Raw genomic sequence first — 24,554 nt, 5'->3', positions numbered from 1 at the left:
TGGGTGAAGGACTTGCTCTGCGCCCCCGACATCCTGTTGCTGCCGCCGACCGTCATCTCGGTCTCCATCGGCTGCGGCCGGGTCAGCGCGCGCAGGTTGGTGACCCGCATCCGGTGCACGACGGTGGCCAGCCAGTCGATGTAGGGGCCCTTGCCGAACAGGCCCGTGGTGCGCGATCCGGTCGCGCTCGCGTTCTGGTCGACGTTGGCCGTCAGGAACTGCGGCTGCTCCGGGCGTACGGCGGCGTCGTGCGCGGGGGCGCCGACCCGGGTCAGCTGCCACTTGTTGTGGGACGCCTTGGCCAGGACCCGGTCGACGATTCCCGGGGAGGTCCTGTCGGCCACCACCGAGAGGGTCTGGTGGGGCACCCCTTCGAGCGGCCCGGGTTGCCGGCCGTCCTCGGTGGAGGCGTCGAGCAGCTTCCTGGCCTCGTCGCGGGTCATCGGGGCGCGGGTGACCGGGTTCGGGTCCAGGTACGGGTTGTCGGCGCCCGGCGCGTGCGGGTCGGTCTTCGGGGAGTGCTCGGACGGGATGCTCAGCAGCACCTTGCCCCGGACGGCCGGCACCTCGGCGTTGCCGCCGATGATGTCCCCCCGGCTCTTGGGGCCGCGGACGAAGAAGGAGGTGCCGAGAATGCCGAAGCTGACCAGGCCGCGCAGCAGGCTCCGGGGCCGCCAGTAGCCGCCGGTGCTCACGGTGAGGGACAGATCGTAGGAGTACAGGTTGCCCGGCTTGGTGCTGATCGACATCTGGTCGAACGTGGCGGTCGCGCCGTAGTTGGACTCGTCGCGCGTCTGCCAGCCGGCCTGGTAGCCGAGCTGCCCGGTCAGGGCGTGGCTGGGGAACCCGATGTCATCGACGGCGGTGTCCCGCACCGACGCCAGCGCCTCGAAGCCGAACTCGGCTCCCTGCACCCCGTACTGGCTCTCGCCCAGGGTCGTGGCGCCGGGCGCACTGTGGCGCAGGATGGTGTCCGTGGGAGACACATAGGTGCGGTTGGTCAGCTCCGCGTCGATCCAGATGTGGTAGTAACCGCGGGTGAACCGGCCGGGGTTCACCAGGCCGATCCGGATGCCGGTCCGGCTCATCGCCTCCAGGTTGCCGGCCATGCTGTGGTGCGAGAGCGCGTTGATGACGGTCAGCGTGTTGTGCAGCACCATCTGGTAGTGCGCGTGGTTGCGCCACCTCTTGTCGCCCGGGTCGCCGAGCTCTTCGAGTGTGGCGACCATCGTCGGGTACCTGCGGGAGACGGCGGTCAGCACCTGCCGGGTGAACGAGTCGAGCCGGTTGCGCTCGGCGAAGGTGACCTGCGGGCCCGCCTCGGTGGCCGGGCCGGGCTCGATCGCGGGCACGGTGCCGGTCCCGGTGCCGGCCCCGGTCCCGCTGTCGGTTTCGGCGGCGGGCGGGGGCGTGGTCCCGGAGGAGGTGTCCTCGCCCTCGGTGGCCGCCACGAACCTGCGGCTGTAGCGGCCGTTGGCGTAGAGGAACTGCACCGGCCGGGCCATGCCGAGGGTCGGCGGGTGGTTCTCGGTGAGGTAGGCGGGGGCGTACGGCTCGGTGGCGCCGAAGGTGTTCTCGTCCTCCATGCCGGCCAGGCGGCGCGCCTCGGTGCGCGTCATCCGGTCCAGGCTCCAGGTGGTGAACGGTGTCGCGTGCGCGTCCCCGGTCTTGCGGATCCAGACGGTCTTCTCGACCCGGTAGAGGTCGGTGGTGACGTTCTTGGCCCGGCCGACCGAGCGGACGGCGCCCGAGCCGCCGGTCATCGCCGAGCGGCCCCGGGTGTGCCCGATGCGCGCGCTGGGGCCGAGCTGGATCCGGGGCTTGACCCGGTTCATCCAGTCGGAGATGACGTTCTGGAGGCCGAACGTCGGCAGATTGAACGTGGGCCCGAGGACGAGGGAGAAGTCCTTGGCGATCGCCTTGGTCTGCTTCCGGGTGTTCTGCACCGTCAGGAAGGCCGAATCCCGCAGCTCCGCCTTGTCCGTCTCCGAGGCCAGCACGGCCCGCCCCGGGACCACTCGCTCGATGACGAAAGCGCCCAGCGGGGTGCGTTTCTTGTCGTCGGCGAACAGCGGCTTGCCCGGAACCGAGCCTCGGGCCATTCGCCCGGCGAGCTGGTGGAAGTTCCGGGAGGAGATGAACCGGTCCAGCTCCCGGTAGGCCGAGGAGTCCGGTTCGGCACCGATCCGGTCCACCGCCCAGTCGCGGATCTGCGCGACGGGCCCGAAGTCCTCGGTGATGACGAGCCGGTAGTCGGACTCGGGCCCCAGCTCCAGCGTCCTCGGGGTACGGCGGAGCTTGGGGTCCTTGGTCACGGCCTCCGGCAGCCGCGCCCCCAGCCCGTGGCGCACGCCGAACGCGAACTCCACGTCCGGGGCCGCCGCGGTGGCCGGCTTCGCCCGCCAGCGGGTGCCCAGGATCCCCCGCTTGGCCGGGCGCGGCGTTTCGGCGTCGGTGATGCGCACCTCGACGTACGCGTCGTCCAGGTACGGGTGCGAGGTGTCCCACCCGCGGGTCTCCCCCACGTTCAGGACCTGGTCCTGCATGGAGTAGTTGACCTCGCGGGTGCGGCCCAGCCGGAGGCCGATCCGGCCGAACGCGGAGAAGACCGTCCCCTGTGGCCCCAGCGGCACGGTCGGGGCGAGCTGGCGGGTCTGGCCGACCGTCTTCGAACCGCCGACGCTGGCCTGCGCGCGGGACGCGTTGTCGACCTTGATGGGGGAGGTGCCGTCGGTGAACTTGGTCCACTCCCCGTAGTTGCGGACCCTGATGTGCATCCTGCGCAGCCGCCCCGACTCCGCGCGGTACACGAACTCGCGGCCCTCCCCGAGGAAGGTCTGCGGGCGCTCGCGCATCGCGCGCTGCATCCGGTCGAAGACGGACTCGTCGATACCGCCGCCGCGCACCCGGTGGCGCAGCGACGGCTCCTCGCCCGAGGCCGTCTCCGCGCCCTCCGCCTCCATCTCGGCGTCGATGTGCTCCACGATCCGCTCCCAGCCGCGGAGGTAGACGTCGCTCTGTCCGAAGGCGATGGGCATGGCGGTGTCGTCGGACTCGTCGCCGGGGAACGCCAGGAAGCCGTCGACGTAGCCCGGCATCCGGGTGTCGTCGGTGAACTTGCTGGGCCGGTGCACCTGCGGCGGCGGCAGCATGTCACTGTCGACGCGCGGCCGGCGGCGCTTCTCCAGCTCCTCGTCGATCTGCCGCCCGGCCGGCCACGGCCGGGGGTTCTGGCCGGGCGGCGGGGTGGGCCCGAGCGTCGAGGGCGGCGACGGCGGGGGCGGGGGCGGTGAGGGCGGCCGGACCTCGGTGAGGGCGGTGGTGAGGTCGGGCAGCGGATCGTCGAGGCCCGGCACCCGGCCGCCGAGGTCGGGCAGCGGGTCGTCCAGCCCGGGCACCGGGGCGTCCAGCTCCAGGGTCGGGGCGGGTGCGCGGCGGTCGCCGCGCGAGGAGCCGGGGGCGTCGGCGTCGAGCGGCGGGGGCGGCACCGGCCCCGGCATGCTCACCGGGTCCAGCGCGCGGGGAGCGGACACCCGGATGTCCCCGGCGGTGGGGGTGGCCCCGGTGGCGGGTGAGGGGTGCAGGGAGAACACCGGGTGCGCCGCCCCGGCGGCCGTGTGCTTCCCGACGGGGAACTCGGTGGAGTAGGTCTCCCGGCCGATGCGCTGGGCCAGGTCCTGCGCCAGGCCGGGGGCGAGCCGGTCCAGTTCGGAGACGGCCAGGAAGACGGGGACGGCCTGGTCGAGGGTCAGCAGTCCCGGGTCGCCCGCCACCAGTTCGAGGAACTCCGCGGCCGGCACCCGCCGGGTCACCCCGGCGTACGACACGAAGAGGTGGCTCGGGTCGTTGCGGTCCAGCTCGGCGCGGACCACGTACGGGTGCGGCCGGTCGCTCCCGTCCGCGGTCTTCCCGTGCCATGGCGCGTCCACCGTGCCGCCGGGGGTGTGGAGCTTCGACAGGTCCACGGCGGTGTCCCCCTGCGGCGTGGCCAGCAGATGGCGCCCGGCCGCCGGGCCGCCGGCCGTGACCGGGGGCATGGCCGTGGCGGCGGACAGGGCCTGTTCGGTCTCCAGGTGGTAGGCGCCCACCTGGGCCGGGTCGGCCCCGTCGCGGCCGACCCCGTACGCCGCGGCCGTCAGGTCCCGCGCCTGGTCCCGCCGAGCCTCGTCCACCTCGGACGGGTCCAGGTGCAGCACCCCCGCGGTGTACGCGTCCAGGCCGGCGGCGTCGAGCGCGCCCAGCGCCTCGTGCGCCTTGACCCGCGCCCAGAACATCCGCGAGCGTTCGTCCTCGCCCACCTCGTCCGGGCCGGAGAGCTGGAGGACGTCCGCGATCTCCCGCGTCACGTCCGGGCCGCCCAGCCAGGCGACGGCCCGGTCCACGGCCGGCGGCAGCGTCACGAAGTCGCCCAGTGACGTGCCGGGGCCGCTGCCGAGGGCCTGGGCGAGCACCGCGCGGTAGTCCGCTCGGCTCGGCCCGGCCTGCCCCAGGGAGAGCTTCGCGGCGGCGACCCGCTGGAAGAACTCCAGGGTGAACGGGCCCGCCTGCCGGAAACGCGGATCCTCCCGCCACATCCGCTCCAGCGCAGCCGCCCCGCGCAGCAGCTCCGCGTAGCCGGGGTCCTGCTCGATCCGGACGTCGTCGTCGACCTCGTTCCCGAGCGTCAGCTTCAGCGCCCGCACCAGCTCCAGCGTCCGCTGCCGCGCCTCCTCGGACACCGGCCCGGGGCCGCTGTGCAGCCCGATGGCGCGCGCCCGGCGGTCCAACTCGTCGGTCTCCGGCTCCGGGAAGAACTCCGCGTACGACCCCCAGCGCCCCTGCGGGTCGGTCACCAGGCCATGGACGTACTCGCCGTTGTGGAAAAAGACGCCTGAGCTGACGGTCGTGGCGCTCGTCTTGTTCCGCATCTCGTTCGCGTAGTGCTGGCCCTGGGCGACGTTCCTGAGCGGGTTGGGCACGAACGCGCCGGCGTTGCCGTAGCCGCGACGGGACGGGACAGCGCTGTCCTTCGGGGAACCCGCCTGGCACATCACCAGGCCGAGCCAGTCCTCCTTGTCCTTCAGGAGGCCGGTGAAACTCCTGCGCTTCTTGAGCCACTTGGCGCCCGCGTCGCCCCACGCCGTGTGCTTTCCCCCGTCGGCCAGGGCGAAGGACGTGTAGCCCGCCCCGCCGTGAGCGGCGAAGAACGCCTTCAGCTTCCCCCGGGCGGCCGGTTCCAGGGGGAACGTCTTGGAGAGGGTGCCGGTGGCGAAGTTGGTGTGCACGTACTTCGTCACCTGGTCGAGGTGGCGGAAGTCCTCCTCCCGTATAGCCAGATGGTCGGGCGAGTAGGAGGCGCGGCCGATCTGCAGGTCCGTCGCCGCGCTCGCCAGCGGGGAGGACAGCACGTCCTCGTGCCAGTCCTCGTCGCTCCCGTCGTCCGCGTCGTCCGTGTCGTCCGCGTCGGGCAGCATGCCGGGCGGGACGGGGAACCAGGAGCCCACCGGGCGCCCGGAAGCGGTGAAGACCGCGACGGCCAGCCGGCCGTCCGGCGTGGTCATCAGCCGCGCGTCGCCGCTGTGCGCCCATACGGTGCGGCCCGTCCGCTCCGCCAGCAGCCGCGCCAGGTACTGTTCGCCGTCGCCGGCGAACGGCATGGCCAGCACGATGGGCGCGTCCGCGGGGAGGCTCGCCAGCTCCTGGTCCTTCAGGACCTCCGCCACGAACCGCTCGGCGCTCACGGTCCGCGTCGTGCGGTCCAGCGTCGGGATCCTCACCCGGTCGCCGTCCATGGTGGCCGCCAGCAGGTACGGCGTGGGGCCGCCCAGCCACCTGGGGACCTTCGAGTCGAGGATCCGGGGGGTGGCGCCCGGCTGCTCCTCCAGGAGGCCGATGGTGTCCGTGTACAGCTCGCGGTCGGGCAGGCCCGTCCAGTTCAGGCCCGGGGCGCGGGTGCCGCCCGTGGTGAAGCGGTGGGCCGCGTAGCGTTCCGCGTCCTTCTCGGCGCGGTACGCCGCCACCTCCGCCAGGCTGCCCGCCCGGCCGTCCCGCATCGCCGCGTCGGTCACCGCGTACAGGTCCGCGCGAAGTGCGCCGGTGACCGGGGTGGCGTCGGCCAGGCCCAGGACGCGCCTGGCCAGGGCGGCCGGCCGGAACGGGCCGTCCCGTAGACCGGCTTCGGCCTGCCGCAGCTCGTCCAGGCGCAGTGCCGTCGCCGAGTGCCGGTCGGCGGTGATGCCGATCGTCACCGAGGCGGGCGCCGGATCCGGTGACGTGGTGCCGTCGGTCGTCACGTGGAGGGTGAGGCCGCCTGCGGACAGGTCCGCTCCGGCCGCGCCGAGCGCGCTCAGCGCCCGGTCGAGGTGGCGCCGGAACACCGCGGCCACCGCGTCGGCCCGCGAGCGGGCGAGCTGCCCGTCCGCTCCGCTGCCGTGTCCGGTGATGCGGATCGGGGTCTCGGCCAGCTTCGCCCGCTTGTTCCGCAGGCCGGTCTCGGCCACCCGGGCCGCCAGCCGCGCGATCTCCGCCTCCTGGTCGGCCGACACCTCGGCGGACTGCCCGTCGAACGCCACCGGGGTGGACCGCGGCAGCACGGACGGCCCGGGGGAAGAGGCGGCGGGCGGGGCTACGGGAGCAAACCTGCCGGTCGGCGTCGCCGGGGCCGGTGCGGCGGGCGGATCGCCGACGGGCACGGTGTGCACCTGGTCCGAGTCGATCCGGGCGGCCAGCTCCGCGATCCGGCCCGCGGACAGGCGCGGGCCCGGCGCTGGCGGTGACGCGGACGGGGCCGCCGACGGCTGCGCGGGCCGGGCGGCCGACGCCCGCGCCAGGGCGGACCGGAGCGCCGGGGGCAGCGCCGGCATCGGCGCCCAGGGCGACGGCATGATCCGGCCGGCGCTGCGGGGCAGCGGGGCCGGCACCGGGCGCGGGGTGTCGACCGGCGGGTTCGGGGTGATGGGTTCGGTCTCGCGGAAGTCCGCGGCCGTGGGGGCCGGGCCGTTCGGAGGCGGGATCAGAGCGATCACGGGCGCCTGGGAGCCCTGGGCCGCGGGAGGCGTGATCCGGTCCACGGGCAGGGAGGTCGAGTGGACCGGATGGCCGATCCTCTGGGCGAGCCGTTGCGCCAGGCCGGGGAAGTGCCGGTCGAGCTGCGAGATCTCCAGGAGGACGGCGGTGTTCTGTGGCGTGACGAGCAGGTGACGGTCGCCTGCCAGCAGCTCGACGAACTCGGCCTCCGACACGCTCACGTCCGAGCCGTTGAGGAACAGCGCGAGGCGACCCGGGTTGTTCCAGTCCACCGAGGCCCGCACCACGTACGGGGCCGGCCGACCGGGCCCCGCCCACGGCGCGTCCTCGAGACCGCCGGGTGTCCAGACCTTCGACAGGTCCAGGTCCGCGGTCTTCGGCGCGTCCACGAAGTGGCGTCCGGACGCCAGTTGCGGCGGGTCCCCCGGCTTACCGGGGGTGGACACGGCGGTGGCGTCCGACAGAGCGCCCAGGCTCTCCAGGTAGCCCGCCCTCACCGTGACGAGGTCGCCCCCGTCGCGCCCGATCGCGTACAGCGCGGCCATCAGCCACCGGGTGGCATCGCGCAGGTCGTCGTCGGGTGTCCCGCCGAAGACCTGGGCGGTGATCCGGTCGATGTCCATGCCGGGAGCGGCCAGGGCCTCGTACATCTTGACCCGGGCCCAGAACACCCGGGACAGCTCGGCGGTTCCCACCTGCTGCGGGTCGTCCAGGGCCAGGGCGGCGGCGGTGGCCACGGCCGGGTCCACACCGCTCCACCAGGCGGCCGCCTCGTCCAGCGCCCCCGTCAGCCCCGGGGCGAAGGCGGTCAGGGGCGTACCGTCGGGCGCGGCCGCCGCGGCGGTGAGCACCGCGCGGTAGTCGTCGTGGCGGGCCTCGGTCTGCCCCTGGGGGAGCCGGGCGGCGACGATCCGCTGGAGGAGGTCCAGTGTGAACGGGCCCGCGTCGTCGGACCGCGGGTCGTCCCGCCACATCCGGTCCAGCGCGGCGGCCCCGCGCAGCAGTTCCGCGTACTCCGCGTCCTGCTCCACCTGGACGCGGTCGTCGACGTCGTTCCCCAGCGTCAGCTTCAGCGCCCGCACCAGACGCAGCGTCCGCTGCCCGGCCTCCTCGGGCACCTCCCCCGGGCCCGTGTGGTATCCGGCCACGCGGGCGCGGCGGTCCAACTCGGCGGTGTCGGGCTCGGGGTAGAACGTGACGATCGCGCCGAGCCGCCCCTGCGGGTCGGTGTAGACCGTGATGACGTATTCGCCGTCGTGGAACAGGACGCCGACCGACCCGAAGGTGGCGCTGACCTTGTGCCGGGTCTCGTTCGCCGTGTGCTGTGCGACGGAGATGTCGGCGAGCGGATCGGGGACGAAGGCGGTGGACAGTGCGTGCAGCGCCCCGGGGAAGACGGTGTCCGAGTTCCCGATGCCCGGAACGGCACGGTCCACGGGAGAGCCGCTCCAGCACGACTCCATGTGGATCCAGTCGTCCTCGTCGAGGTTCTGCACGCTCTTGCGGCGCGCGAGGTACCGGGGCCCCTCGGCGCCGTAGGCGTAGTGGGTCGTGCCGTCCGCGAGCTCGAACGCCATCCAGCCCGGCTTGGCGTGTCCGTCCCAGGTGTACCTCCTGCCCAGGTACGGCAGCGGGATCTTCCCGGACACGACGTCGCCCGTGACGCCGTTGACGTGGACGTAGTGCGTCATCGTGCCGAAGTGACGCTGATCGTCCTCCGTGCCCAGCCGCGCGACCTCATCGTCCGGCAGGCCGGAGCGGCCGGCCTGCCGCTTCGACCGCACGTCCATGATGGTCCGCGTCAGCACCTTGCGGTACCACTCCGGGAGGCCGGGGCCGCGGTCGGGCGCCATACCGGGCGGGCTGGGGATCCAGTCGCCCTGGTGACGGCCGCTCTCGTGGAACACGCCGAGGGACATCAGGCCCTGCTCGCTGCCGGCGAGCACATGGCCGGAGTGTGCCCACACCGTTCTGCCGGTCCGCTCGGCCAGCAGCCTCGGCAGATCAAGCCCCTGGTCGCCGGCGAAGGGGACGGCCAGCACGATGGGGTGGTCCTTCGGCAGGCCCTCCCGCTCCAGGTCGCGCGCGACCAGCTCGATGAACTCCCCGGCGGTCAGGTCGCGGGTCGTCCCGTCCGGCCACGGCACGACGACCTTCTCGTGGGTGCCCTCGGCCGCCACGACATAGGGCCTCGGCCCGCCGAGCCACTCGGCGTCGGGGGTGTCGGCCACCTCGAAGCTGCCGTCCGGCCGCTGCTCGATGATGTCGAACGAGTCGGTCATCACCTCGGCGACCTTCTCGTTGGCCCAGTTGAGGCCCGGGACACGGGTGCCGCCCACCGTCAGGTAGCGGTCCCGGTTCGGGGCGATCACGCCTTGCTGGAAGACGTGGTACGCGCCCAGCGCCGCCAGGCTGGTCGCCCAGCCGTCCGCGGCGGCGTCGGTGATCAGCGCGTGCAGCCGCTCGCGCACGTTCGCGTCCACCGGAGCGTCCGGGGGGAGATGGAGGATGCGGCGGGCGATGACGTCGCCGTCCAGCGGGTCGTTCACCAGGTCCGGGTCGGCGAGGCGGAGTTCGTTCAGCGTCGCGGCCGGGTCGGCCGACTCGATCGTCACCTGACGGCGCGCCGCCGCCACGTCCGCGTCCGGAGTGGTGCCGGTCCGCCCCACGTCCGCACCGCGCCCGCGCCAGACGATGTGGAAGTCGTCCGCCGTGATCCGGCTGTCCACGGGGACGTTCCCCTGGCGGCGTTCCAGCGCGCGGTTCAGGTCATCCGCGAACCGCTTGTACACGGCGGCCGCGCGCCGCAGTGCCTCGGCGTCCGCGTCCTGCGCCGTGCCCTCGCCGTAGCCGAGGATGATCGCGCCGGGCTTGGCGACGCCCCGGCCGTGGTGGTCGAGACCGATCCGGGCCACCTGGTCGGCCAGGTCCCTCAGCGCCGTCCCGGCGTCCTCGGACAGCGTGGCCGACCCCGGAGCGAAGTGCACCCGCGTGAGGGGCACGGGGCCGGGCGCGGCGGCCGGGGGTGTGACCGGGGCGACGTGCACCGGCGGCGGGGTCGCCGGCCGCAGCCCGGGCATCGGCGCCCCGGGCGCCGCCCGGACCACCGAAGCGGGCTGCGGCCGGGACTTGGCGACCGGTACGCCGTCGGGGGCGACGGACGACTCGGTGTCGGAGTCGGGCTCGGTGTCGGAATCGGTGTCGGGCTCGGCGTCGGTGTCGAACTCGGTGTCGAACCCGGTGTCGGAATCGGTGTCGGAATCGGTGTCGGAATCGGCGTCGGTGTCGAACTCGGCGTCGGAATCGGCGTCGGGCTCGGCGTCGGCGTCGAACCCGGTGTCGGAATCGGTGTCGGAATCGGCGTCGGTGTCGAACTCGGCGTCGAACTCGGAATCGAAGAGGCCCGGCACGGTGTCCGGCTCGGAGGTCGTGAACGGCCCCGTCGGCTCGGTCAGTTCGATCGTCGTCTGCCGCAGCACCTCCGGGTCCACGTCACCGGACGCCACGCCCTCGCCACGGCTGCGGGCGGTGAACCGGAAGTGCGCCGCGGTGAGCCGGTCGGCCTCCGGCACCCCCCGCTGAAGCCCGGCCAGCACCTCGTCCAAGGAGTCCTCGAACCACGCGAGAACCGTCTCGGCCCGCTCCTGCCCCATCTCCCGCGCCCGCACCGCCGGACCCTCGCCGAAGCCGGTGACCACACCCGACGGCAACGGCCGCCCCGCCCGCCAGTCCGCCAGCGCCGAAGACGCCACCTCACGCGCCAGATCCTCGATGTCCGCCACATCGTCCTCGGACACCATGGTCGACCCCGAATCGAACCGCACCGTGAACGCGCGCCCCGCCGGAGCCGGCACCGCCTCCGACGCCGCCAGGGGAGGCGGGGCCGGCACGGGGCGGGACGTGTTGGTCGGGTTCTGCGGGTCGACCGGCTTCGTGGAGGTCCATTGCACGGCCGCCGAGGACGCACCGGCCTGGGCCGGCGGGTTCAGGGTCAGCACCGGGCGCTGCGCGCCCTGGGGCACCGTCTGGCTCGGGACGGCCGAGGTGGTCCAGATCTCCCGGCCGAACTGCTGGGCCATGTCCCGCGCCAGCCCGGGGAAGTGGCGGTCGAACTCGGCGATGTCCAGCAGGAGCGGAACCGCCAGGTCCCTGCCGAGCAGGGAGCGGTCGCGGTCCAGCAGCTCGGTGAACTGCCGGGGGGTCAGACTCCTGGTGACGGTTCCGAAGGACACGAGCAGGCGGCCCGGGGTCTTCGGGTCCACCGTGGCCCGCACCACATAGGGCGCCGGCCTGGCCGTGTTCGTCCTCGTGTCCTTCCCCGCCCACGGCGCGGCCCGCACCCCGGACGGCGTCCGGATCTTCGACAGATCCGGGAAGGCGTCCTTCGGTCCGGGCCGGTAGTCGCGTCCGGACACCTCGTTCGGGGTGCCGGGCGCGTGCAGGGCCGTCGGATCGGCCACAGCGCCGAGGGTGTCGAGGTGGTACGCGTACAGCACGGCGGGATCGGACCCGTCGAGCCCGATCGCGTACGCCGTGGTCATCAGCTCCCGGGTGAAGTCGCGCCCCGCGTCGTCCACCTGGCCGGCGGAGGGCAGGTCGTACAGCTGGGCGGTCAGCTCGTCGAGGTTCACGGACGTGTCCAGCGCCTCGTACGTCTTGACCCGCGCCCAGAACATCCGGGACCACTCGGCCTCGTAGGGCGTGGTCGAGCCGTCCATACGCAGGGCCTTGACGGCCACCTCGGACAGGTCCACCGTGGCTTTCCACTCGGCCGCCCGGACCACCGACGACGGCAGTGTCACGAAGTCGCTCAGCTTCGTACCGTCGGGGGCGGCGGCCGCCGCCTTCAGTACGTCCCGGTAGTCGGCCTGACGCGCCTGTGTCCGCCCCGCGGGAAGCCGCGCCTCGACGATCCGCCGGAAGAGGTCCAGCGTGAACGGACCCGTGCCGCGAAGCTGCGGCTCCTTCATCCGCATCCGGTCCAGCGCGGCGGCACCGCGCAGCAGCTCCGCGTACTCCGGGTCCTGCCCCACCTGGACGCCGTCGTCGACGTCGTTCCCCAGCGTCAGCTTCAGCGCCCGCACGAGGCGCAGCGTGTGCTCCCGCGCCCAGGCCGGGGGCTGGGGGCCGGTGTAGTACCCGGCCTCGCGCACCCGGCGGTCCAGCTCGGCGGCCTCGGGCTCGGGGTAGAACTGCTGGAACCACTGCCGCCGCCCCTGGCGATCGGTGGCCAGGATCCGGAAGGGCATGTTCTGGTACAGCCCCACCCCGTCCAGGCGGATGAGGGCGTTCGTCTTGTGCCGGGTCTCGTTCGCGACGTGCTGTCCCATGGGGACGTCCGCGAGCGGATCGGGGACGAAGGGGCCGGGGAAGGAACGGCCCAAGGCCCCGAAGCCGGACGGCACGGCGCGGTCCGCGGGCGAACCGGCCCAGCAGATCAGCAGCTCGTTCCAGTCGTCCTCGCCGAGCGCCTGGCTGCTCTTGTGGTGCGCGAGGTACCGGGCCCCCTCGGCGCCGTAAGCACGGTAGACGGTGCCGTCCTCCAGCGGGAACATCAGGTAACCCGGGCCACCGTGCATCACCCAGTGCTGCCGCTTGGCGTCCGGCTTGCCCGGCCGTACCAGGCGAAGCGGCTTCGAGTAGCGGCCGGTGGCCGGATTCCAGTGAGCGGCCGCCCTGATCGAGTCGAGTGCGTCGTGGAGCCTTTCCCGACGCTCACGGACGACCTCGTCGGGGCGCAGCGCCTCACGGCCCGTCCGCTGCCCCGTGATGCGGCTCATGAGGGTCCGGGTGATCACCTTGCGCCACCAGGCCGGGGCGTTCCCTGGCCGGTCCGGCGCCATTCCGGGTGGGCTGGGGATCCAGTCGCCCTGGATCGCGTCGGCCTTGTGGAGGACCCCGATGTGGGGGGCGTCCGCCGTGGCGAGACCGCTGTGCGACCACACCATCCGGCCCGTCCGGTCGGCCAGCAGCCGTGGCAGGTCGAGTCCCCGGTCACCGGCGTGCGGAACGGCCAGCACGATCGGCGCCTCGAGGGGCAGCCCGGACAGCTCCGGATCGTTCGCGATCAGTTCCACGAACTCGTCGACGGTCAGGTCCCGGGTGGTGTCGTCCGGCAACGTCACCCGCACCATGTCGTGCCGGCCCGAGGCCACCACGACGTACGGCGTCGGGCCGCCCTTCCACGGAGCGTCCTTCGTGCCGATCACCTGGAGGGCGCCGTTGCCGTCACTCCGCAGGATCTCGATCGTGTCCGTGTCGTCCAGGTCGAGGACCTTGTCCTTGCCCCAGTTGACGCCCGGCACCCGTGTGCCACCCACCTTGAGGTAGCGGTCCCGGTCCCCGTCGAGCACACCCTGCTGGTCCATGTGGTACGCGCCCAGGACCCCCAGGCCGGTCCCCCAGCCGTCCCGGCTCGCGTCGACGACCAGGTCGTACAGCTCCTGGCGTACGGCATCGTCCACCGCGGCGCTCGCGGGCAGGTGCAGGAGGCGACGGGCCATCACATCGACGTCCGGCGGGGCGTGCCGGAGGTCGGCGTCGGCCCTCCACGCGGCGTTCAGCACCGTCAGCGGGTCGACGAATTCCAGCGTCACCTGCCGACGCGCGTCCGGGGCGGGGGGCGTGACGGACGGTTCGAGGTCCTGACCGCGGGAGCGCCCGACGATGTCGAAGTCGTCCGCCTGAAGACGACGGGTGCCCTGGGGGACGCCGGTCTGGAGGCGGGTGAGCGCGGTGTCCAGGGCGGCCAGGAACTCGTCGTGCACGGCGCCCGTGCGCTGCTCGCCCTCCTCCAGCGCCTCATCAGCCGCGTCCGGGCCCGTCCCCTCGCCGTACCCGCTGATGGTCACCGCGGGGATCGGCCGGCCCCGGCGCCAGTTGTGCCACGCGGACCTGGCCAGGGCGTCGGCCGCGGACGCGATGGCGGACCCGGCCTGAACGGACAGCTCCGTGGAGCCCGCCGCGAACGGCAGCCGCACGGCCTTCGGCGGCGCGAGGGGGGCGGTGGCACCCGGACCGGCCACCGGCGCGGTGTGCACGGGCAGCGAGAACGAGGACCCTCCGGGCGGCCCCGGCACCGCCGTGCCGGACGACCGCAAGGTCCGCGGCCGCGGACTCGCGGCGTCCGGCACGGGAGCCGCGGACGTCTCCCCCGTGGTGTGATCGCTCACCGGTACCCGCGCCGTGTCGGCGCGGGGAGCCGGGGGGCGCACCGGGGAGGGGGCGAACTCCGGGTTCTGCGGGTCGACGGGGTCCGTGGGGCGCGGCTCCCCGACCACCCAGATCCGCCGGCCGAGGCGCTGGGCCAGGACCCCGGTCAGGCCGGGGGCGTGGGCGACGAGTCCCTGGATGTCCAGCAGGACCGGAGTCGTCAGGTCCTCCGCCCACAGGTCTTCGTCACGGGCCAGCAGCTCGGCGAACTCCTGGGGCGACAGGCTCCTGGTGAGGGGGCGGCCGGTGACGGACTTGAAGGTGACGAGCACCCGGCCCGGGGCGTTCGGGTCGACCGTGGCGTGCACCGAGTACGGAACGGGCTTCTCCTCACCCGTCTTGTACCTCCCGGCCCACGGGGCGTCCACCGGCCCCGACGGGGTCTGGATCTTCGACAGGTCCGGGGCCGTCCCGTTCAGGGACCCCAGGAAGTCCCGTCCGATCACCTCGTCCGGATCGCCGGGCGGGGACAGGGCGGTGGTCTTCGACACCGCGCCGTTCCTGTCGAGGAGGTAGGCGACCATCACGTCCGCGTCGGCTCCGTCGAGCCCGCCGGCGAACGCCCTCGTGACGAGGTCCTGGGTGAACTCGCGCTGCCGGTCGGTCACCTGGGCGGACGGGGGGAGGTCGTACAGGTGGGCCGTGATCCTTTCGAGGTCGGAGCCGCCCCACGCCTCCTCCATCTTGACCCGCGCCCAGAACATCCGGGACAACTCGCGCCTGCCCACGTCGCCGGGGCCGCCCAGGCGCAGGGCCCGGACGGCCGCGTCGACGACGTCCGCGGTGTCGAGCCAGTGTGCCGCGTCGTCCAGCGACGAGGGCAGCGCCACGAACGTGGCCGCCGTCGTACCGGCGGGGGCGGCGGCCGCCCGCTTGAGCACGTTCCGGTAGTCGTCCTGGCGCGCGGGTGTGCCCGCGGGAAGCGTCGCCGCGACGACCCGCTCGAAGAAGTCCAGCGTGACCGGGCCCGCGTCTGCGAACCGCGGGTCGAGGCGCCACATCCGGTCCAGCGCGGCGGCACCGCGCAGCAGCTCCGCGTACTCCGGGTCCTGGTCGATCCGCAGGTCGTCGTCGATCTCCTTGCCCAGGGTCAGCCGCAGCGCCCGCACCAGCCGCAGCGTCGCCGCCCCGGCCACCGCGGGGGCCGGTCCCGGGCCCGTGTGGTACCCGATCTCCCGCGCCCGGCGGTCCAGCTCCTCGGCGTCGGGCTCGGGGAAGTACTGCTGGTACGAACCCCGCCGCCCCTGGGCGTCGGTGTCCAGGGCCCGGATGTATCCACCCGGGTAGGCCACCGTGGCATCGGTGAGGATGCTGGCATTGACCTTCTTCCGCGTCTCGTTCGCGACGTGCTGCCCCATGGCGACGTCCGCGAGCGGGTCGGGCACGAAGGAGCCAGGGAAGCTGTCGCCGAGGTCGAAACGGGCGCGGTCCACGCCACGGTCCTGGGGCGAACCGGCGTAGCAGACCACCAGCTCGATCCAGTCGTCCTTGTCGAGCTCCTGCACGCTCCTGCGGCGCGCGATGTACCGCGCACCCTCTTGGTTCCAGGCGCGGATCTCCCTGCCGTCCTCCAGGGGGAGGACGATGTAGCCGGGCCCGCCGTGCGCGTCGAAGTAGTACCGCCTGGTACCCGGCTTGCCCGGGCGCGGCAGCGGGAGCAGACCGCTGACGAACCTCCGCACGGCGGTGTTGAAGTGGGCGTAGTGCTTCATCGCGTCGAGATGACGCTGGTCCCACTCCATGTCCTTCTCGACGACCTCCTCCGGACGGAGCGCGGTGCGCCCGAAGCTCAGGCCCGTGAGCCCCACGAGGGTCCTGTTGACCACCTTGCGCCACCAGCTCGGATCGTCCGCCCTCGCGTCGGGCGCCGTGCCGGGCCGGCTGGGGATCCAGTCGCCCTGGATGCGGCCGTCCCGGTGGATCACGCCGATGCCGCACGTCTGCGGCCCGGTCTCGTGGAGCGTGGGATGTCCGCTGTGCGCCCACACCGTCTTGCCCGTCCGGTCCGCCAGCTTCCGCGGCAGGTCCAGCCCCCGGTCCCCGCCCTGGGGGATGACCAGCACGATCGGGATGCCCGGAGGTGCTCCGTCCAGGTCGGCCGCGACCAGTTCGACGAACTCGTCGGGGGTCAGGTCGCGTGCCGTACCGTCCGGCCACCTCGCCGTCACGCGGTCGTGGCCGCCCTCGGCCACCACGGTGTACGGGAACCAGCCCGGTCCCCACGGGGCTGGGGCACTGCCGACCTTGTCGAACCCGCCACCGGGACGTTCCCGCAGGATGTCGACCCCGCTGACGGCCAGTCCGACAACCTCTGCCGCCGGGCTCCAGTTGATACCCGCGACGCGCTGGCCGTTCACCGTGAAGTGACGGGCCCGATGCCTGGAGATCAATCCCTTCACGAAGGCGTGGTACGCGCCCAGCGCCCCCAGGTTGTCCGCCCAGCCGTTCTGGTACGCGTCGTGGACCAGCTCGCCGAACCGTTCGCGTACGCCAAGGTCCACGGGGGCGCCGTCGGGGCGGTGCAGGACGCGGCGGATCAGACCGTCCATGTCCGGCGGCGCGTTCCGCAGGTCGGGATCGGCCTTGCGCAGGTCGTTCAGCAGCGTCATGGGCGAGACGACCTCGACCGTCACCCGGCGGCGCAGCGCTTCCGCGTTCCCGCCCGCGGACTGCCCGACGTCCCCGTCGAAACCGCGCCAGTCGATGGTGAAGTCATTGGCCGTGAGCTGCTCATCGGCGGGAAGGCTTTTTTGCCGGCGGCTCAGCTCGACGTCCAGGCTCGCCAGGAACTCCACGTACGCGTTGGTGGCGCGGGCTTCTCCTTCGGCCTGCGCCTCCGCGTCCGTTCCCTCGCCGTACCCGGTCAGGATCACGAAGGGCAGCGGGAGATCGTGCTTGCGGCTGCGCAGCCCGTCCCGGGCCACCCGGACGGCCAGGTCCTCCAGTGACTCCTGGGCGGTCTCGGACAGGTCGGTGTCCGCCGGCTCGAAGGACACCTCCGTCAGCCGGGGGGCGTGGGACCAGAACTGGTTGGCCGGGCTCCCCACCGGCGCGGTGTGCACCGGCAGGGTGACCTGACCCACTCCGGGCATCGCCTGTCCGGACGATGCCCGCGCCCCCGGCCGGATGGGGGCCTGCGGTCTCGGCTGCGGCTCCGGCTCGGCCGACGGCACCTCGTCGAGCCCGAAGGCCGAGGCGAAGAGGGAGTCGGTGTCGGTGTCTGTGTCGGTGTCTGTGTCGGTGTCGCGGTCGGTGTCTGTGTCGCGGTCGGTGTCCGTGTCGCGGTCGGTGTCCGTGTCGAAAACGAAGTCGGCGTCGAGTACGGAGTCGGCGTCGAGTACGGGCTGCGTGGTGTCCGGCCGCGGAAGGGCGGCCTCGCCACCGGCCGCTGGGGGCACCGCCGCCCCGGCCGGATGCTTGCCGGTGAAGCCCTTGGCCGTCGGCGCCTCCGCGATGTGCGACAAGGGCTTCGGCGTGAGGACCGGGTGCCGCTGCGGCCCGGGCTGGGACAGCCCGATGGGGTACGCATCGGTGTCCGACGGAATCCCCGCGGGTTCGGTCGCCTCGGTGGAGGGGGGCGGGCTCTGCGTGATGACCGACATGGGGGCATGCCCCGTGGTCAGCGCCGGAGGCTCGGTACGTCCCCAGTCGTCCGCGGCACTCGACTGCGCCGGGTCCGCCGTCACCACGATCACGTGCTGCTTCGCCGCGCTGTCGGCCACCACCGTGGCGGGGTGGGCGGGCGTCAGCACCGTCCTGGCGGTCCCCTCCCGGGCGGCCAGGGCGTCCGCCATCCTGGTGCCCCCGGGACCCTGGCTCGGTCCGATCAGGGCGATGGGAACGGTGAGCGGGGTGGTACGCAGGGCCTGTTCGACAAGCGCGACGACCTCCTCGTACGGCACCTTTCGGGTGGTGCCGCCGCGCCAGGGGATCTCGGCGTGGTCCTGGTCGCCGTCGACCATCAGCACGAACTTGGGGCCCTGGGTGGTGCGGCTCTCGCCGCTTCCGGTCGTACCGTCGGGCGACACCCGGTAGACGTCCGTGTTCAGCGGGCCGCCCAGGGGCTTGCCCGTCAGGTTGAGGCCCGTCGTCTGTCCGGCGGGCGAGGTGATGGCCGTGGCCGGGGACAACAGCCCGCTCCGCCTGAGGTGGTGCGCGGCCAGGGCGACCGGGTCGTACACGTCGACGCCGATCAGCGCGGCCCCCGCCATCAGCCACAGGGCCATCTGCCGCATCGCGTCCGGGTTGGACGGCGCGCCCTCCACGTGCAGGATCCTGGCCGCCAGGGCATCCGGGTCCGGGTGGTTCATGAGCGCCGGCCCCGCCTTGGCGAGCGCCCAGAACACCAGCGACCGGGAGGGCTGTCCCGGAGCGGGGAGGGCCTTCAGCCCCATGGCGCCGAGGCTCTGCGGGGGGAGCAGCCCCATCATGGCCGCGGTCTGGTCGAGGACGGTGAGCGGGACGAAGTCGCGCAGGGCGACCGGGCCGGGCGCGCCCTGGAGACGGCCACGCGCGTCGTCCAATACCTGCCGGACGGCGCTGCGCAGTTCGGTGGAGTCGGCGAAGGCGGCCGGCCTCGGCTTCGGTGTCCCCCGCTGTTCGAGGTGGGCCCGCACCACGAAGTCCAGCAGGTCCAGGCTGAACGGACCCGCCTCCGCCAGCCCCGGATCGTCGCGGCGCATGACCTCCAGCGCCCCGATCCCGCGCAGGAGCTTCTGGTACTCCCCCGACGGGTCGTCCCTGCCGTTCTCGACCTCGTGGCCGAATACCTCGCGCAGGGCCCGTACCAGCAGCAGGGTGTTGTCCCGGTCGGCCTCCGGCACCGGGGCGGAGTCCGGTATGCCGAAGGCCACCCGCGCGAGCCGGTCCAGCACCTCCGGCTCGGGCTCCGCCCGCAGCTCCGACCACGCCCCCTGCTCGCCCCGGACCGAGGCAAAGATGCCGACGAAGCCCTGTGTCACCGAGAAGCCGTGCACCCGGTTGAGGACGATCAGCGGGTGGTCTTCTCCGAGCTCGTTGGCCGCCTTCTGCGCCTGGGAGATGGTCGTCAACGGGTTGGGCACGAAAGGCGTCTCGACGCCATCGTGTACGGCGACGGGAAGGCTGCCGTCGTAGGCCGCGTTGGCCCAGCACGAATGGGCCACGATCGGAGTGCCCTTGGGGAGCGCTTGCACACTCGGGCGGCGCTTCAAGTAGCCGCCGACCTGGTCACCGGCGGCGGCCTTCCCCTCGCCGTGCCCATCGTCGGCCGTCGCGTCCACCGCGAAGAAGAAGCCCGGGAGACCGTGCAGGATGAAGTGATAGGCGTTCCGCCCGTACCACGGCGTCTTCTCCGCAGGGCCGAGCGCCTGCTTGGTGACCGGGTCGTAGTGGGCGAACTGCAGGTTCTGGAGGTTGCCGAAGTTCGCCTCTCGCTCGACCACATCGGCGTCGGTCAAGACGGCCCGGCCACCCGGCCGGTTGGTCCCCGGCGTGGTGAGGGTGACGCTCTTGACGTCCCGGTCCATCAGCCTCGAACCGTCGGCCAGAACGATGAACCCGTTCCCCGCCTTGGCCCACGCGCCGTTCGGACCCAGGTCGTCGGGGCTGATGGAGATCCATCTGCCCCGCGGTATCCCCTGCGCCCGCTGGTCCGCCGAAGGGACGTTGTACCGATTGGTGTTCGGGTTGTAGATCAGCAGGGGTGTGCCGCTGTGCACCAGCAGCCCCCGGCCGATGCCGGCGGAGATGCCCCGGGGCATCTCCAGGCCGCCGTCACCCGCGTGCGGCACCACCAGCGTCACCACGGCCTGGGGGCCCCGCTTGGCCAGCTCCTCGTCCATGGCGAGCAGTTCGGTGACCTCGTCGCCCGGCACCCGACGGGTCGAACCGTCCGGCCACGACACCACGATGTGGTCCGGCCCGCCGTCCGCGTCCACGAGGTACGGACGGTTGCTGCCGGACTGGTCGGGGCCGGGCGTGGCGGGCGGCGGTGTCTGCCGGTCCCTGAAGGTGCGGCCCACCACCGAACCGTCGTCGGGGGAGAACAGCAGGGTCCGCTGGGACAGCACATCGCCCCGCCGGACGAGGTGGAACGCGCCGAGAGCCGCGAGGCTCTTGTCCCGCCCCTCGGCCATCGCCTCGTCCACCAGCGCGTACAGCTCGTCGCGCACCGCCGCGTCCACGGGCGCGGCCGGGTCCAGGTGCAGGATCTTCCGCGCCAGCGGAACCGGGTCGAACGGGCCGTCCTCCAGCTCCGGGTCCGTACGGCGCAGTTCGTCCAGCCGCCGCACCGCGGCCGTCCCGGACGGCAGCTCGAACTCGACCACCACCTGCCGGGCGTCGCCCTCCCCGGAAACCTCCCCCGGCTTCCGGCCGGACGCCGCGACGGTGAACGTGCCCGCCGCGCCCGGCCGCCCCAGCCCGGCGCGGTACGCCTCCGCGACGGCCGCGGCCCGCCGCCCGGCGGCCCCGGACCCGGACGCCTGGCCGCTGTCGTCGTAGCCGGTCACCACCAGGCGCGGCCCCGGGAGACCCGCGAGGGCGTTCCGCTCCCCCACCTCGATGGCGCGCCCGAGGAGCTCACGGATCCGGGCCCGTTGGTTGTTGCTGGGCTTCTCCGCGCCCTCCGCGAAATTGATCCGGGCCGACACCGGCAGCACCGACTCGGCAGGGCCCCAAGTGTGCTCCGTGCCTTCCCGCTCCGACAGCGTGAGGGAAGCCATCCCGGCGGTGGCGGAGGCGGAGGCGGAGGCGGAGGCGGAGGCGGAGGCGGCTTCCCCGGCCGGGGCCGCGGCCTGCTTGCCCTTCGACCCCGCGGCCTTCTTTTTCTTCCCGGCGTTGGTGACCAAGGTGTCGCCGTGCGGCGCGGCCCACACCCCGGCCGCGGTGCGCACGGGTTCGCCGGGCGTCGCCGGTGCGAGGGGCGCAACGAACTCGACGGTCGTCCGCGGCGCCTGCGGGCTCGCGCCTCCGGGTGCGGCGGCCGACCCGGCGTTCCCGCCCCGTCCGGCCGTCGAGGTGGCGGTGGGCCGGGCCGGGGTGGGCGCCGGGTCGGTCAGGAGGTCGGTGGACGTGGTGGCGGTCGGCGTCGGCGGGAGCGGGGCAGCCGAGCCGGCCGGCGTCTGCGACTCGGTGGGCGTCGTGGCGCCACCGCGGACGAGGGGGGTCTGGCCGAGGTTCTTCCGGAGCGTATCGGCGAGCGCGAGGCCCGACGGCGCGTCCAGCCCGTGCCTCAGCAGGTGGTCGGCGATCTGCCGTACCGCGTCGCGGTACGTGGCCTCGGCGTGGCGGGAGTCCGCCAGGAGAGGGGTCGACGCCGGCGGCAGCACCAGGGAGACGGCCTTGTCCCAGGCGCGGCCGGCGGCCAGCCGCTCCGGTCCGACGTCCGGTATCGCGCCCGCGAAGTCCGCGTACGCCGACTGCCAGATGCGCCGGGTGGCGTTGGCCGCGGTTTCGTCGAGCGGGGCAGGCCAGGGACCGGACCGCACCATCTGGACCTTGACGTGGTCCACCGGGGCCAGATCGCTGTCGTGCACCGGGAACCGGTCCATGCCGAGGGCCGCGGCGGTCTGCTGCCTGGGTCCTGGTGTGACGCCCGCGGCGTTCAGCTCGGCGATGTCCACCTCGTCGTCCGGGTCGAGCAGAGGCGGGTTCTCCGGCAGGTCGTCCGGGATGACCTGCTGGGCGATCCACTGGCGCTGCGCGTCGTCGCGGTGGACGACGGGCACCTGCCGCGACCGCTCGTCGCCCTCGATGCCCTCCTGACCCGGGGTGTACGGGTCGCCGTGGGTGTCGATGCCGAGGCCCCGCAGCCGCGCCGCCGCGTCGAGCATCCGCCCCCGCGCCTGCTCGGCCCGGTGCCCGGCGTCCTGGTGCGCGGCGGTGTCGGCGCTGGTGCCGACCCCCGTATCCAGCCGCTCGCCGATGGTGTCCACCTCGGTCGCGGCGGAGGTGAAGGAGTCCAGCGCGTCCTCGTAGTCCTTCCGGGCGCGGACGATCTCCTCCTGGTCCGGGGGCGCCGGGGTGGCCGGTGCCTTGCCCCGATCGGCGGGGTCCGTGTCGGGCCGGGTGTCGGCGTCGGCGTCGGCGTCGGGGGTGACGGCCGTGTCGGTGTCCGCGTCGATGGCGGAGTCGGCCGACGGACCGCCGGACGTCTCGGTGTCCGGGCGCGGTTGCTGCTCCCCCTCGGTGCGGGGTCCCTGGCCCGACTGGGGGGTGCCGGAGCCGGAGTGCTGCCCGGACGAGGGCGAGTGCGGAGTGGTGGCCGGGGTCTGCCCGCTGCTGTGAGTGACGGGGGGCAGGGCCGTGCCCGCGCTCCGGTTTGCGGGGGTGTTCTGGTCTGCGGGGGTGCTCTCGCTGTTCTCGCCGGGAGTCCCGTCGAACGCCATGTCCGGGTTGGAGACCGTGGGGGTACGCGTCGCCGGCGGCGCCGGGACGCTCGACGAGTCCGGGAGACCCGAGGTGCCCGGCAGACTCGACGAGTTCGGCAGGTCCGAGGTGTTCGGGAAGTCCGAGGTGGCCGGGAGGTCCGAGGTGGCCGGGAAGTCAGAGGTGTTCGGGAAGCCAGAGGTGGCCGGGAAGTCAGAGGTGGCCGAGGAACCCGAGGTGTTCGGCGGACCATCGGGGCCCGTCTGGAACTCCTTGGTCCCCTTGAAGTCCTCGACGTACCCGGGCGTCGGGAGACCGGGCCCTGTGGAGTGGGAGCCCGTCGGCGACAGGTTTCTCCCGACGGAGCCGGGCTGGTTCAGCGGCGGGTTCTGCGGGGTGGCCTGGAAACCCTTGTCAGCCGTGAAGTTCGCGTGGGGCACATTCGACGACGAAGAGTTGTACCCCGGGAAGGGGAGAGGGGAGGGCGAGGGGGCGGGGGCCGTGGCGCGGTCCGAACCAATGGAGTTGATGGAGTCGAAGGAACCGGCGGAGTTGATGGACGCGGCGTCGTCGAAGACGGAGGTGTCCGAGGAGTTGGAGGAGTCGGAGGAGCCGTACGAGTCCACGGAGTAGGTGTCGGAGTCGCGGCCGCCGGGCGTGAACGAGCCGTTGTCGCCGGGCAGCGAGCCGTTGTCCTCGTACAACGAGCTGATGCCCTCGTACATCGAGTAGCTGTCCCCGTAGTCGGGGATATCCGAGGACGACGTGATGGGGAGGGCGGACTTCGGGATGTCCGGGGGCGCGTCGGAGCCGGAATCGGAATCGGAATCGGAATCGGAATCGCCTGGGGAATCGCTCCCCGCCCCGTCCCGGAGATCAGCTATCGCATAGCTCTTGTTGATGAAGTCGGTGAAGATGTTCCCGTTGGGGAATGCCTTGCCGTGCAGCCAGCCGGCGCCGGACTCCAGCGCGTACCCCGCGCCCATGTCCGCCATGCCGCTGGTGCCGGAGAAGACGAACGTCTCCCACTTGAACGCCCAGTTGCCGTGGAGTATCCCCTGGGAGACCACCTCGCCGAAGCCCTCGCCCAGGCCGTGGGTGACAAACGTCGCCGGGAAGTCGTAGGCCATGTTCTTGATCGTGTAGGGATTGAACCCGCCGGGGTTCTTGAAGATGCGATCAAGATGCGGTGAGTTGAAGTCGATGTCCTTGAACGTGTTCCCGAAGTCTCCGTCGAACTTATCGAAGATGTCCTTGTCGAAATTCTTCTTAAAGAAGTCCGAAATGCCCTTCTTGAAGTAGTTCGCCGCGCCCCGGAAGACGTCGATGAAGAGACCGGTCATGAAGCCGCCGAAGAAGCTGTCCCGGAGGTTGCTCCCGTCGATGCCCTTCGGCCTGCGTGCCGGGGGATTGATGGCGAGCTGCGCCAGGTTGACCGCGAGGGCCTGGATCATCTCCTGGACCGCCTCCAGCAGGGCCCCCGCGATGGGGAAGAAGTTGAGCAGGCGCTGCATCGCCATCAGGATGCCGAGCGCCGCCCGCGCCCTCACCAGTGCGGCCGTGGACAGCGAAAGACCGCCGGTGAAGAAGGACATCGCCGAAAGCGCGGCCAGCTCGATGAGCATCATCGTGATCTCGGCGATGATCTCCCACTTCGCCTGCTGGATCTTGATCGACTGGTTGCCCCGCTCATTGGGCAGGTCCATCCGGAGCCGGTTGAGCAGGTCCCCGATGCCGTCCGATCCGCTGGAGTCGAGCAGTGGCCCCATGGCCTTGTTGATCGCGTCCCCGACCTGCTTCGGAAACGCGCGGGCGACATCCCCCAAGGAGTCCCGGAGGTTGTCCAGGGCCGCAGTCAGCTTGTCGGCGAGATCGGGATACTGGTCCTGGCTGTCCCACGCCAGGTTCTCCCTGGCGCCGATCGGCTTTTCACCGATGAGGACCAGGACCCAGTACCGTTCCTTGGGGCTGAAGTTGATCTCCTGCAT

1 protein-coding gene (cut by a window edge) is annotated in these 24,554 nt (G+C 72.9%); it reads right to left on the bottom strand.

The features are described 5' to 3' along the window. On the bottom strand, positions 1-24,554 hold the 5' portion of the coding sequence (locus ACH4U7_RS11155; protein WP_398527682.1) for a lonely Cys domain-containing protein. It extends 15,043 nt beyond the left edge of the window; only the first 24,554 of its 39,597 coding nucleotides appear in the window; the start codon lies at positions 24,552-24,554; its stop codon lies off the left edge, out of view.

The sequence above is a fragment of the Streptomyces sp. NPDC020845 genome (assembly GCF_044334165.1).
Classification (GTDB): domain Bacteria; phylum Actinomycetota; class Actinomycetes; order Streptomycetales; family Streptomycetaceae; genus Streptomyces.
The sequence above is the reverse complement of the archived record's forward strand: the minus strand, read 5'-3'. Positions and strand labels throughout refer to the sequence as shown.